This is a genomic window from Methanoculleus sp. (genome assembly GCF_036677455.1).
In the GTDB taxonomy this organism is placed as follows: domain Archaea; phylum Halobacteriota; class Methanomicrobia; order Methanomicrobiales; family Methanoculleaceae; genus Methanoculleus.
Map to the genome: position 1 here is coordinate 1 of NZ_JAVBWL010000037.1, position 11,664 is coordinate 11,664.

The 11,664-nt window shown below is 62.1% G+C and carries 18 protein-coding genes; 11 read left to right on the forward strand and 7 right to left on the reverse strand.

The genetic code is table 11. The features are described 5' to 3' along the window. A partial coding sequence (locus V6K60_RS08240) for a nucleotidyltransferase family protein (protein WP_332450057.1) occupies nucleotides 1–156 on the reverse strand: 156 nt, incomplete at its 3' end. Between the two features lie 204 nt (nucleotides 157–360). Here V6K60_RS08240 and V6K60_RS08245 point away from each other — a divergent pair. The 7 genes from V6K60_RS08245 to V6K60_RS08275 all read left to right on the forward strand — a co-directional run bounded on the left by V6K60_RS08245 (nucleotide 361) and on the right by V6K60_RS08275 (nucleotide 6,579). After that, nucleotides 361–870: a hypothetical protein gene (locus tag V6K60_RS08245; protein WP_332450042.1), complete on the forward strand. Its 510-nt coding sequence runs from the start codon at nucleotides 361–363 to the stop codon at nucleotides 868–870. A 75-nt stretch (nucleotides 871–945) separates the two neighbouring features. Next, nucleotides 946–2,103 carry an AAA family ATPase gene (locus tag V6K60_RS08250; RefSeq protein WP_332450043.1) on the forward strand — a complete coding sequence of 386 codons (1,158 nt, stop codon included), beginning with the start codon at nucleotides 946–948 and terminating at the stop codon, nucleotides 2,101–2,103. Between the two features lie 193 nt (nucleotides 2,104–2,296). Further along, nucleotides 2,297–2,569, forward strand: a complete 273-nt coding sequence (locus V6K60_RS08255) for a hypothetical protein (protein WP_332450044.1) — start codon at nucleotides 2,297–2,299, stop codon at nucleotides 2,567–2,569. Continuing rightward, nucleotides 2,566–2,895: a hypothetical protein gene (locus V6K60_RS08260; protein ID WP_332450045.1), complete on the forward strand. Its 330-nt coding sequence runs from the start codon at nucleotides 2,566–2,568 to the stop codon at nucleotides 2,893–2,895. The genes V6K60_RS08255 and V6K60_RS08260 overlap by 4 nt, the downstream gene beginning before the upstream one ends. Beyond that, the gene (locus V6K60_RS08265; protein ID WP_332450046.1) at nucleotides 2,892–5,783 is read left to right on the forward strand and encodes a hypothetical protein; all 2,892 of its coding nucleotides are present in this window, start codon (nucleotides 2,892–2,894) and stop codon (nucleotides 5,781–5,783) included. Before V6K60_RS08260 ends, V6K60_RS08265 begins: the two co-directional genes overlap by 4 nt. A 283-nt stretch (nucleotides 5,784–6,066) precedes the next feature. Then, nucleotides 6,067–6,258 carry a hypothetical protein gene (locus tag V6K60_RS08270; protein WP_332450047.1) on the forward strand — a complete coding sequence of 64 codons (192 nt, stop codon included), beginning with the start codon at nucleotides 6,067–6,069 and terminating at the stop codon, nucleotides 6,256–6,258. Nucleotides 6,259–6,270: 12 nt separating this feature from the next. Beyond that, nucleotides 6,271–6,579 carry a type II toxin-antitoxin system PemK/MazF family toxin gene (locus V6K60_RS08275; protein WP_332450058.1) on the forward strand — a complete coding sequence of 103 codons (309 nt, stop codon included), beginning with the start codon at nucleotides 6,271–6,273 and terminating at the stop codon, nucleotides 6,577–6,579. Between the two features lie 108 nt (nucleotides 6,580–6,687). On the opposite strand, the gene V6K60_RS08280 is transcribed toward V6K60_RS08275, so the two are convergent. From V6K60_RS08280 to V6K60_RS08290, 3 genes are all read right to left on the reverse strand, one after another. Then, nucleotides 6,688–6,822 (reverse strand): hypothetical protein, encoded by a 135-nt coding sequence (locus V6K60_RS08280; protein ID WP_332450048.1) that lies wholly within the window; start codon nucleotides 6,820–6,822, stop codon nucleotides 6,688–6,690. Nucleotides 6,823–6,959: 137 nt separating this feature from the next. Next, complete coding sequence (locus tag V6K60_RS08285; RefSeq protein ID WP_332450049.1) at nucleotides 6,960–7,205, reverse strand: type II toxin-antitoxin system MqsA family antitoxin; 246 nt, start codon at nucleotides 7,203–7,205, stop codon at nucleotides 6,960–6,962. Then, nucleotides 7,202–7,516: a DUF4258 domain-containing protein gene (locus tag V6K60_RS08290; RefSeq protein ID WP_332450050.1), complete on the reverse strand. Its 315-nt coding sequence runs from the start codon at nucleotides 7,514–7,516 to the stop codon at nucleotides 7,202–7,204. The genes V6K60_RS08285 and V6K60_RS08290 overlap by 4 nt, the downstream gene beginning before the upstream one ends. A 245-nt stretch (nucleotides 7,517–7,761) precedes the next feature. Here V6K60_RS08290 and V6K60_RS08295 point away from each other — a divergent pair, with 245 nt between their 5' ends. After that, a complete protein-coding gene (locus V6K60_RS08295) occupies nucleotides 7,762–8,289 on the forward strand; it encodes a hypothetical protein (protein ID WP_332450051.1) in 528 nt (175 codons plus the stop codon). Nucleotides 8,290–8,344: 55 nt separating this feature from the next. Here V6K60_RS08295 and V6K60_RS08300 read toward each other — a convergent pair whose 3' ends face one another. Further along, nucleotides 8,345–8,863, reverse strand: a complete 519-nt coding sequence (locus V6K60_RS08300) for a PDDEXK nuclease domain-containing protein (protein ID WP_332450052.1) — start codon at nucleotides 8,861–8,863, stop codon at nucleotides 8,345–8,347. Continuing rightward, nucleotides 8,844–9,503, reverse strand: coding sequence for a DUF1016 N-terminal domain-containing protein (locus V6K60_RS08305; protein ID WP_332450053.1), 660 nt, complete (start codon nucleotides 9,501–9,503; stop codon nucleotides 8,844–8,846). Before V6K60_RS08305 ends, V6K60_RS08300 begins: the two co-directional genes overlap by 20 nt. A gap of 627 nt (nucleotides 9,504–10,130) precedes the next feature. Here V6K60_RS08305 and V6K60_RS08310 point away from each other — a divergent pair. The 3 genes from V6K60_RS08310 to V6K60_RS08320 all read left to right on the forward strand — a co-directional run bounded on the left by V6K60_RS08310 (nucleotide 10,131) and on the right by V6K60_RS08320 (nucleotide 11,311). Continuing rightward, on the forward strand, nucleotides 10,131–10,676 hold the full coding sequence (locus tag V6K60_RS08310) for a nucleotidyltransferase domain-containing protein (RefSeq protein ID WP_332450054.1): 546 nt from the start codon (nucleotides 10,131–10,133) through the stop codon (nucleotides 10,674–10,676). A 145-nt stretch (nucleotides 10,677–10,821) separates the two neighbouring features. Further along, nucleotides 10,822–11,094, forward strand: coding sequence for a HEPN domain-containing protein (locus tag V6K60_RS08315; protein WP_332450055.1), 273 nt, complete (start codon nucleotides 10,822–10,824; stop codon nucleotides 11,092–11,094). Between the two features lie 73 nt (nucleotides 11,095–11,167). Then, nucleotides 11,168–11,311, forward strand: coding sequence for a hypothetical protein (locus tag V6K60_RS08320; RefSeq protein ID WP_332450056.1), 144 nt, complete (start codon nucleotides 11,168–11,170; stop codon nucleotides 11,309–11,311). A gap of 28 nt (nucleotides 11,312–11,339) precedes the next feature. On the opposite strand, the gene V6K60_RS08325 is transcribed toward V6K60_RS08320, so the two are convergent. Further along, nucleotides 11,340–11,664 (reverse strand): DUF6293 family protein (locus V6K60_RS08325; RefSeq protein WP_442919558.1); only part of this gene is annotated, 325 nt, incomplete at its 5' end.

Genomic DNA, 11,664 nt, shown 5'->3' on the forward strand with positions numbered 1-11,664 from the left:
CGGCTCCAGGTCCACCAGGAGATCCAGGTCGCTCTCCGGCCCCGCCTCGCCGCGGGCGACCGACCCGAAGATCCGCAGGTTCGTGGCGCCGTGCCGTCCGGCTATTGCGAGAATCCTGGAACGCTTCTTCTGGATCAGATCCTGCGTGATGGACATGGCTGTTCGATCAGTCTTATCGGAGGTTGGAGATATAAATTTGCCCCCTGGTGACTGCGTCGTTAAAATTGCGCCTGTATGGCACCCCTCACGACAGGAACAGCCGTCCGGCGCTCCCTGATAAAGTCAGGCTAATGTCCTCCCAGGTATACCCTATAGTTGTCTGTCACATTCCCGGGAAGATGCAGGCAGGAGATACCAACCATGGCAGACTTCGTGCAGAAGACCGTGAACAAATCGGCGGTCCGGAACCTCACCGTCCCGATCGCTACCGTAACGGCGTTTAACACCCTCATCGAGGCCGTCATCAACGACAACCCCTTCGGGTGCGTCGGGTATACCGGCTCCGACGGCCAGCCTGTGGCCGCCGTCGTCCGGAACCGTGAGCACTACACCGCGAAGGTGGAGTTCTTCGATGACAACACCGGCAAGCGCATCGGGACCGTCTCCCTGCAGTCCCCCTCGATCGCCGCGTATGAGGCGAACGCCGCGGAGGCTCTCGCGAACGCGACCCTCGCGGCCGCGATGGGCGGCTACGCCGAGCGTGACTTCGGCGGCGAGAGCTACTACTGTCAGCTCAAGTGCCACGACCCGTCCGGTGACGACTACTACGTCACCTTCACCCGGAAGACCGTCCGGATCTCGTCCTACCAGGACGACGCCATCAAGACCGCCGTCGAGGACTGGGCCGACGCCGTCCCCGCGCTGGAGTGAAGAGGGGAAACCCCCTTTCACTTTCGCACCGCACACGGCCACCCGTTAACTAGTACCTCTTCTCCAGTTTCTCCTATGACACACTCGCCTCTTCTCAGGAGCGATCAGACCCTCTTCCGCGACCCCGACGTCTTCGAGCTCACGTATCTCCCCGAACACCTCCACCACCGCGACGCCCAACTCAAAGAACTCGCCTTCCTCCTCGGACCGACCCTCCGGGGCGGGAGCGCCGGAAGCGCTGTCCTCCGCGGCCCCCCCGGGACCGGGAAGACCACCACCGTCCGCACGGTCTTTGCTATGGTCCAGGAAGAGACCCGGAAGATCGCCCCGGTCTACGTCAACTGCCGCCACGACCACACGGTGCCTGCGGTCTACCGGTGCATCTTCAAGGCGCTCCTCGGCTATGCCCCGCCGACGGCCGGCTGGTGCCTCGACGATATCAAGCAGGGGATCGCCGCACACCTCCGGGACCACGATACCGCGCTCGTCGTCTGCCTCGACGATGCGAACGAACTGCTCGCCGCCGGGACCTACAACACCCTCCTCTACCAACTCCTCCGGCTCTACGAGAAGTGGGACGTCCGGAAAGCCGGAGTCTTTGCGGTCACGAGCGACCTCGCCCTGAACCTCTATGCCGAGGCGGACCCGAGCGTCCGGTCGGTCTTCCACCCGCTCGAAGTCACCTTCTGGCCCTACGCGAAGGCTGAGGTCCGCGAGATCCTCACCGACCGCGTCCGGCAGGGGCTCTACCCCGGGGTGATGCCGGCGCCGCTCCTCGACCGTATCGCCCGGATCGCCGCTGAAGAACAGGACATCCGGGTCGGGATCGACCTCGTCCGGCTGGCAGCCCTCCGGGCGGAGAAGGACGGCCGCCGGCGGGTCGGTTCCGGCGACGTGACCGCCGCAGCCCGGATGGTCACCGCGCCGGCGCTCCGGACCCGGGCCGCGAGGCTCTCGGAGGTCGAGCGGGAACTCGCCTGCTGGATCGCGGAGCGGTCCCGGGACGGGGTTGATATGGCGTCGGGAGCGGTCTTTGAGGCGGCACAGGAGTACTTCCCGGTCGGTAAGACAACCTACCACGAGTACCTTAACCGGCTGGCAGAGGCCGGGATCGTCGACCTGATGCCCGGAGCCGGCCGGGGCCGGGCGGTCCGCCTCCGGTACCATGCCGGGGACGTGGTCGCTGCCTGCAGATCCCCGGACCAGACCTGCGAAATCCCGGACAACCCCTGAACTCTCATAACCCCCGGTTCGGCCCGGGATTGGATATCCTCCCCCGGTTCTCCGATTTTGAGATCTCGCGATAAAGTAACACATATATGGGGCTCGCTACCTTTTCCGGGACATTCGGCGCACTCTTTTAACCAACGGTGACTGAGAATGGGGTATGCGCCGGAGGAAATCCCGGTGCAGGGAGATAGCACAAATGCAACACAACAGCAGACCCCCGGGTGGGGGAGGAACCGAACCGAGAACCAGCGGCGGCAGCCCGGACCTGAAGTGTGACCGCACCGTCGGCCAGACCGCCACTGGTACATCTGCCCCGGAGGAGATAAACGTCTCCCCGGTCCCTCTCTTCCTCGTCCCGTGGGTGGTCGCGGACGGGATCCGGCGATATGGGAGAGCCGTCCGCGAGATCCACGTCAGCCGGACCCGGAACCACCAGTATACGATCAGCATCGAGCGGGGCCGGCCATGACCCCGGAGGTGGGCACCCTCAGCCACGGTGCCGGGGGAGCACTCCGGATCGCCGTCGAGGCCGAGCGCTACCGGATCGAGGCAGATGACCTGAAGAGGCTCCTCTTCTACGGCCGGGTCAGCCCGATCGTCGAGGATCGCTCGCAGGCGGCCCCCAGGGAGCTCACTATCGAGGGGCACGCGGCGATGAACGCCTCCGGCAAGGCGGTGATGCTCCACACCCGCGTCGGCTCCTACATCCTCCCGCTCGTCAGTTTCCAGCGGGTTGCCCGCGGGGAGGCCATCTCCGCCCCCCTCTTCCCGCTCATCCCGGGGGTGACAGGGTGAAAGGCAGCATCCAGAACGTGGTGAAGATCCTTGCCGTCACTGAAGGCGTGGTCGAGGTCCGGGCGCTCGCCGACGGCGTCACCCACTCCGGCTACTTCGACGATTACGAGCGCCTCGCCCGGGCCGTCGAGGCCCTCGACGCCGACCCCTCGGTCGCCGGGATTTACGTCACTTTAAATGACGTCAACCCGGCGCTTCTCGCCCGGCGGGCAAACCGAATCAAGATTCGGCTCTCCCGCAAAGACGCGACCACGGCGGACGCCGACATCACCCGCCGGCGATGGTTCCCGGTCGACATCGACCCGGTCCGGCCGAGCGGGGTCTCGTCCACCGATGGAGAGCACGACGCGGCACTCGCTGCGGCCGAGCAGATTGCGGCATACCTCACGGAACAGGGATTTCCCGCGCCAATCCGGGCCGACTCCGGGAACGGCGCCCACCTCCTCTACCGGGTGGACCTCGAAAACGACGAGGCAGCGACCGCGCTCGTGAAAGGCTGCCTCGCCACCCTCGACGCCCTCTTCTCGAACGAGGCCGTGACCGTCGATACGGCGAACCACAACGCCGCCCGGATCTGGAAACTCTACGGCACCTGCTCCCGGAAGGGCGACAACACCCCGGAGCGCCCCCACCGGCGGGCGAAGATCCTCTCTGTCCCACCGGAGATAGTGGTCGTTCCCGTGGAACGGTTCCGGCACCTCGCCGGGCTCCTCCCCCGGGAAGAGCCTCTCCAGAGAAAGAGGGGGCCGGGCATCGACCTCGCCGCCTGGCTGCCCGACCACGGTATCGCCGTCCGGTCCACGAGGCCCTGGCAGGGCGGCACCCTCTACACCCTCGACGAGTGCCCGTTCTCATCGGCCCACAAGGACGGCGCCTTCGCCATCCAGTTTGCGAACGGCGCCATCTTCGCCGGCTGCCACCATGCGACCTGCGGCGGAGGAGCCCAGCGGTGGCCGGAGCTCCGGGGGATGTATGAGCAAAAGAGACAGAAAGCGGAGAAGAAGCCGGAGGAGCAGCCCGCCCCTCCTCCGGCTGCCGACGAGCACCGCGAGCGAGCCCTCGATATCCTCAAGCACGGCGACCCGCTCGCGTTCCTCCTCGACACCTTCAACAAAGCCCACGTCGGCGACCGGACCGTCGCGGAGTGCCTGGTGATGTCCCTCGCCTCGCAGTCCGTCGAGAACACGAACGGCCTCCATGTCGCCGTCTCCGGCAACTCCGGAAAGGGCAAGACCCACGCCTGCACGGCGATGCAGACCCTCATCCCGGCCGCCTACAAACTCAAGGGCACCGTCTCGAACAAAGCGCTCTACTACGATGACGACCTCCGGCCGGGGACCGTCCTCCTCTTCGACGATGTTGCGCTCTCCGACGACCTCCAGGAGGTCCTCAAGTCCGCGACCGCGAACTTCCGCGAGCCGATCGAGCACCGGACCCTGACGACCGAACGGAAGCTCCGTGTTTGCACCATCCCGGAGCGGTGCGTCTGGTGGCTCGCGAAGGTCGAGGATATCGGCGACGACCAGGTGATGAACCGGATGCTGACGGTCTGGATCGACGACACCATCGAGCAGGACAAAAAGGTCTTCGAGCACATGAAGGAGGCCGAGGCGGCCGGCCAGGGCCCGGCAACCGATGAGATCCTCACCTGCCGGGCAATCTGGGAGGTGGTGAAAGAGAAGATCCTCACCGTCCGGATCCCCTTTGCCCGGCGGATACAGTCCTCGACAACCCAGAACCGCCGGAACCCGGGGATGCTCTTTGACCTGATCAAGTGCCGTGCCCGGCTCTTTGCCCTCCAGCGGGACCGGGACGGCGACGGGGCGGTGATCGCCCGGCCGGAGGACTTCGCGGCGGCGGCGACCCTCTACGCCGCCCTCTCCGGGACGGCCGGGGGCCAGGAGACCAAACTCACCAGGAACGAGACGGCGGCGCTTGAGACGGTAGCCTGGATGGGGGTCGAGGTCTTTACTATCCGGCAACTCCAGAGCGCCCTCGGTCTCTCCTACTACCAGACCCGGCGACTTCTCAACGGCTACACCAGCCGGGGGACACTCTACTCCGGCCTCCTGGAGAAGTGCCCCGCGATCAGCCTCTACGACGCCACCGTGACAGAGAACAACGAATACGGGGCCACGGTCCGCCGCCGGGAACAGTACTTCACGTTCGACGCTGAGGTCTACCGGGCCTGGGGCGGGGGAGCCTCCGTCTGGCTGGACGACGATCCCGATGATGGCAGCAGTGCAGCAGATGTACAGCATAAGTACAGCAACTGCTGCCAACAAGAGATCGTCCGGAACGAGGAGAATTCTGGAAAAGGCGGTCAAGATCCTGATAGAGATAGATCTATGTACGTACCTGTACAGCAGAATGAGAGAACGGAGAGCACGAGCAAGGGTACTTCCCGTGACGACCGGGGTGCCTCTGTTTTCCACACTGCTGTACATGAACAGAGGAATCCTCCGCATCGGGGCGAAAGATCGGATTCCGGCTCAAATGTGGCTGCACTTATTGGCAGCACCTGCTGTACCTATGCTGCCAATGCTGCTCACATCAACCCCGCCGACTACATCGCCCTCCCGGTGGAGAAGGACGAACCCTGTCACGTCTGCGGCCGCCGGCCGACGTCGTCGATCAAACGAGGTGGCGGGGGGCTCTACCTCTGCTACGACTGCCTCTCGAAGGCAAAGCGGCCGGCGAGGGTGCAGCCGCTCCCGGGGGTGCTCGACCATCGGACGTTTGGACGGGCAAAGGTCGAACTCGGCAGGTGCACGGTCTGTGGGGAGAAGAAGGCGGTCTACCGCTCACGAGAGGCGCAGGCGAATATCTGTGAAACCTGCTATGCGAGGCTGGTCCGGGAGTGGAATGGCCGGGAGGGGGTGCGGTGAACGAAGGTGCGTAGCACCTGAGTTCGAGAAGACGTGGAGCGTCTTCGAGTAGCGACGGGCCGAAGGGCCGGAGTTTGAGAAAACCCGGAGGGTTTTCGAGTAACGACGTTCCGCTGGAACGTCGCACCCTTCGGCCAGTCATTCCTCCCCGGCCTTCTCCGCCCGCCAGCAGGATAGCAATCCTTGGGGACCGGCCTAATCCCGCGATTGTACCGACAACCTTTAAACGCAAAGATTGATGAGATATCCAATCGATCACTGTGTACTACCTGTGAGGAGACTCATGACCGGCATCGAAGCAGACGTCAGGGAGATCAAGGAGAGCATCAGGGAGCTCAACCAGAAGATCGAGCTTCTCCTCGATGAGCGGGAGAGCATGGCGATGATGAAACTCTCAGAGCAGTCGCTCTCTGCCTTTCTCGCCGAGGAGCCCGACCTCTATACCATCAGGGATGCCAGAGTTGTGTACCGATGAAAGGATTGTCCGATACCGTTCCCTTTCACTGACCTTACGGCAACAAAGTTACGCCCTGCACTTGTCCTTTATGAGGGCGATCGCGACATTGTCCTTGCCTTCATCTCGTCAAAGATCCGTGCCGGCGCGGAATTGACAGGGGTCACGGTGACCACTTCTCACGCTGGTTTCCCAGAGAGCGGTCTCAAAGTCGATTCAATTATCCGGCTGGACAAAGTTGCAACGGTCTTAAAAGACCTGATGGTCGGCGAACTTGGAGAACTTGATGACGACCTCCGGGCGGAGGTCAACGCAAAACTCGCTGCACTGTTCCGGCTCTGAGCGAAGGACGGTCCTGAATCGAGGGAACCCTGCCCGGGCCATCTATCGGCGTCAGGGATGCATATGCATCAGCCTTTGCATCTTTTTGTTTCACTTCCTGTACCAGGATTAACTCCTTAGAAGTGATGTCCAGACCTGCACCAGTTCGTCCTGCAAAAACGCAACCCCACCCCGGACCGCATATCGCTCAATCTCTTCGATCGCTTCCAGGATGTCGAGGAGCCGCTCGTTCCCGTCCCTCATTCGTGCGTGACAGACATGGCGATTCAATCAGGCTTATCGGAAGGTGGAGATATAAATTTGCCCTTGGTGACTGCATCGCCAAAATTGCGGCATCAAGAGCAGCCGTCACGACGAGAACGACCGCCCACCCCCTTTCCTTACCCGGTGAGTTCAACCTCGCCCGCCGCGAGAGGCCGGCAACAGAGCCTGCCGCTGTGGGCATCCGCCATCACGGCGTCGATCTTCCGGGAGATCTCTGCGGTGTAATACGCCTCGCCGCACCGGTCGCAGACGAGCGCCGGGACATCCCTGATGACGATGATCCCGTCCCCGACCCGTGCGATGAACTCGGTCTTCCCCTCCTGCAGGGTCCCTTTACAGAACGTACATCTCTCTGGAATCATTCTCTTCTCCTCCTCGTTCGCGTATCGATCCAGTGTTCAACGTCCGGCATGTAGGCGGTGATGACCCGGAGATGGTCGTCACAGATCCCGATGACTACATGGTATGCGTCGGCACGGATAAAACCGAGCATGAGTACTGATGGGCAGGGCTCGTCATCGGGATACGATTCGATGATCTCCCCCACCCTGATCGCCGAGAGGAGATCGTCGGTGGAGATGTTACGCTCGAACGTCCTGACCCGGGCGTGGTGCGAAATGATCACCGAGTCCCGGTCTACCAGTTCAACGATCTTATCCCGGCCGTGATTCATCTCTTCCCTTCCTTTATGGAACAGTTCTATCGGCGATGCACTAAAACATTTCCAGCTGGCAGCCGGTTACGGAAAAGGTCCCCTTTGCTCATTATACGACGCCTTTCCCGTGCAATCTTCGCTGCACCGCCCCCGATAAAGTCAGGCTAATCCCCTCCTGGGTATATCCTATAGTTGTCTGTCACATTCCCGGGAAGATGCAGGCAGCAGGCACACCCCCTGAGGGCGTGCAGGAGAACAAACCCATGGCAGACTTCGTACTGAAGACCGTGAACAAATCGGCGGTCCGGGACCTCACCGTTCCGATCGCCACCGTAACGGCGTTTAACAACCTCATCGAGGCCGTCATCAACGACAACCCCTTCGGGTGCGTCGGGTATACCGGCTCCGACGGGCAGCCTGTGGCCGCCGTCGTCCGGAACCGCGAGCACTACACCGCGAAGGTGGAGTTCTTCGACGAGACGACCGCGAAAAGGGTCGGGACCGTCTCCCTGCAGTCCCCCTCGATCGCCGCGTTCAACGCGAACGCCGCGGAGGCTCTCGCGAACGCGACCCTCGCGGCCGCGATGGGCGGCTATGCCGAGCGTGACTTCGGCGGCGAGAGCTACTACTGTCAGCTCAAGTGCCACGACCCGTCCGGTGTGTCGCACCTCCGGTGCTCCTGCTCCTGCCGCTCGCTATGCTCCCGCCAGTCGCGACTACTACGTCACCTTCACCCGGAAGACGGTCCGGATCTCGTCCTACCAGGACGATGCGATCAAGACCACCGTTGAGGACTGGGCCGACGCCGCCCCTGCGCTGGAGTGAGAGGGGGCTCATCCCCTCTCTTCACCGTTCCAACCCCACGCATTCTCGACGGGACCGGATCATCGTGCGATCACTCTGTCCCCGGCGTATCTTCCGACCATTCGAGAAGTCTCTTCTTGAGCTCTTCTTTTGAAGGAAGATAGACCTGATACCGGGATACACATTGGCATCTTTCGGGAGAGTGAGCTCGACAAGTGCGTCGTTCTTCATCTTGCACAGAATGATCCCAACGGTCGGGTTTTCATCATCAAGCTTGACTTTCCGGTCATAATAGTTGACATACATCTGCATCTGGCCGAGATCGCCGTGGGTGATTCTTCCAATCTTGAGATCGATCAGGACATAACACCGGAGGATACGGTTGTAGAAGACAAGGTCTACAAAGTAGTGGTCGGTATCAAAGGTAAGCCGCTTCTGTCGTGCCTCGAAGAGGAAGCCTTTGCCCAGCTCGAGGAGGAACGTCTCCAGTTTGTCGATGATGGCTGATTCGAGATCGTTCTCGGAGTAGCGAGCCTTTTCGTCAAGACCGAGAAACGACATACGGGTCTTTGAGCATATCCTGTGGCTTCTCGATGACATGGCCGGTGTGGGCGAGGGCTCTCACACCGCTCCTGTCCCGGCTGAGCGCAAGCCGTTCATACAGGCCGGTATTGAACTGCCGCTTGAGTTCTGAGAGTGACCACTGACTCTGTTGAGCCTCGATCTCGTAGAACTGGCGTTCGTCTCGGTTGCCGATGTTCATCAGGAAGAGATAGTGAGACCAGCTGAGAGCGAACCGGCGGGTGAATTGCGCAGACGGTGTTTGCGCAATCGGTTGCCCGACGAGAACAGCCGTACCTGGTTGGCACGACACTGCCGGGGGAGCCGATTCGCCGTATTCAAGGTAGAACCGGCGCATATACTCAAGATTTCTTTTGGAGAACCCTCTTCCAAACTCTTCGGTCAGCTGGCGCGACAGCTCCTGTATGGTCTGTTTCCCATACTCTGCTTTTGGACTCCCCTGCTGCTCATGTTCGACAATCCGCCTGCCGATCTCGAAGTTAGTGACGACCTGTATCGAGTTGACGTTCTGTGCTACGGCCAGGCGGGCGTTCTTGACGATATCTCGGATTTCGCTGATGAGAGGAAAAAGTGTCTCTTCCAATTCTCTTCCGGCTGTTCTCCCTGTGGGTTTTCCCAACGTATTTCCTCCTCTATCGGTTTCTGTTCAAGGTAGATGGTCGAGACTTCCTCGGCATAGTGCCGGGAAATCCTCCGTGCCCCGGGGCCGTTTCTCCCACTCCCATCGGTTCATCCCCCAAGCGCCACCCCCCTCACGGCAGGACGCCCGGCTGGCAGAGCGCCCGGGCCGCGTCCCCGTTACAGTTCGACGGCAACGGCATCGGGAGGGAGCACTCGTGCCTGGACAATATCCTCCAGCATCCTGAGGGTAACATCGGCCTCGCCGATTTCACCCGATTAATAGGAGATCGAGAGGAGAATTGATAAACGTGGTGGTGAAATGCTCTCTGTTCCACGTGGCGGTTCCTGCTCGATCCGGATCCCTCCATCCCGACGCCGTCCCCGCCCTGGAGTGAGAGGGGAAACCCCCTTTCACTTTCACCCTGCGCACGGGCATTCCTTATCACCCTCCTCCTCTCCAGATCTCTCTATGACACATCCGCCTCTTCTCAGGAGCGACCAGACCCTCTTTCGCGCCCGGTCCATGCCGGCGTTCGCTCCCGATCACCACCGCGACGCCCGGGACTCGCCCCAAACGGATCTCCCAAAACCGTTTAATATATTAAACAATCATTCAACATATTGCATGTTCCGCGAGTTCGAGAAGTTCGTCGGGTTCCGGGTCCTCGCCTGGTTCCTCACCCACCCCACGGGCGCGATCCACATCAATAAACTCGCCCGGGAGATCGGGGTCAGTCCGGGAAGCGTCAAAGCGTATGCCGACGCCTTCGAGCGCGACGGGCTGCTCACCGCCACGCACCTCGGGACGGCAAGGCTCCTCTCCCTCGAGAACGACTCCTTCGCCGTCCGGGAGTTGAAACGGGCCTATACCGTCCTCCTCCTCGTCCGGGCCGGCATCGAAGAGCTCGCCCCCGAGAGCATCGCGGTTGCGGTTTACGGGAGCACGGCGTCGGGGACCTTCGATGAGCAGAGCGACATCGACATCCTGATCATCGGCGACGAGTCCCGGGTCGATCACGGCCGGGTGCCGGCACTGGAGGCGGAGACCGGTCGCGAAGTGCAGGTGACGGTCGTTCCCTACTACCGGTGGGAGCAGATGAAAGAGGAGGGCGATCCGTTTGCCGCGAACGTCCTTCAAAACCACATGCTCGTTACCGGGGTCCGCCTATGAGGTGGCGGGAGTGCGTCGACCGGGGCCTCATCCGCTCCGACCCCGGAGCGGTGGAGCGTGTCCCCGGCTCCCTCGCATCTGCGGCGAGGTTCCTTCGCGCGGCGGAGAAGAACGTCGCGATTGGGGAGTACGAGATGGCTCATCGATGCCTGCGTACAACAGTGCGTTTCATAGTGTCCGGGCGTTTCTCTACGCTGCAGGCTACGTTGAGCGGAGCCACGCCTGCCTCGTTACCGCAGTGCGGCATACATCCGGTGATGACCCTGAGGTTGCCGATCTCCTGAACGCCTTTGACAAACTGCGGGTCGCCAGGCACAACGTTCAGTATAGCGGATCGCTTGTGTGTGCAGAGGAAGCGGCGTTCTGCATCCGGCTGGCCCACCGGGCCCTCGCTCTGGCCCGGCAGCGGTTCGGGTAGGAGCCGCTCCGTCCGTCAAAAGACTGATACCGAGTGTGCATCATACCAACCAGCAGAGGTACGGTCGGGTGAAATGGCAGGACGTACAGTAACCAGGACAGCACGGGAGACCATCGTCGCGATACTCACCAGAAACGACGCCGAGTGGATCGCCATCTTCGGCTTCTACGCGCGAGGATCTCCCGGTCCTCAAGCAGGGGATCAGGGCTATTCTTAACGAAGCCGGACGCTAGATACGCTGGATCTCACCCCCCGACACCGGGCACCAGCCCGCTCACGCACGCAATATGCTCCCCGGCCTTCGTGATCCGGACCGAGAAGTGCCGGCCCCGCCACTCCCGCTCAACGTAGCCCTGCTCCTCGAGTTCCTTGAGGTAGCCGCGGTTCGTCCGATTCAGGAGCGCCCGTTTCTTCCCGGCCCGGAGGTACCTGTCGCGTACGTCGGCCGGCACCTCCTCGTAGCCGTGGACCCCGGCATCGTGGAAGAACCCGATGATCTCATCGCTCGTCATCCCCCCGGCGCCGGCCTCCTTCCGCCGGAAGAGCTCGACGAGGAGCCTGACGTTCTCC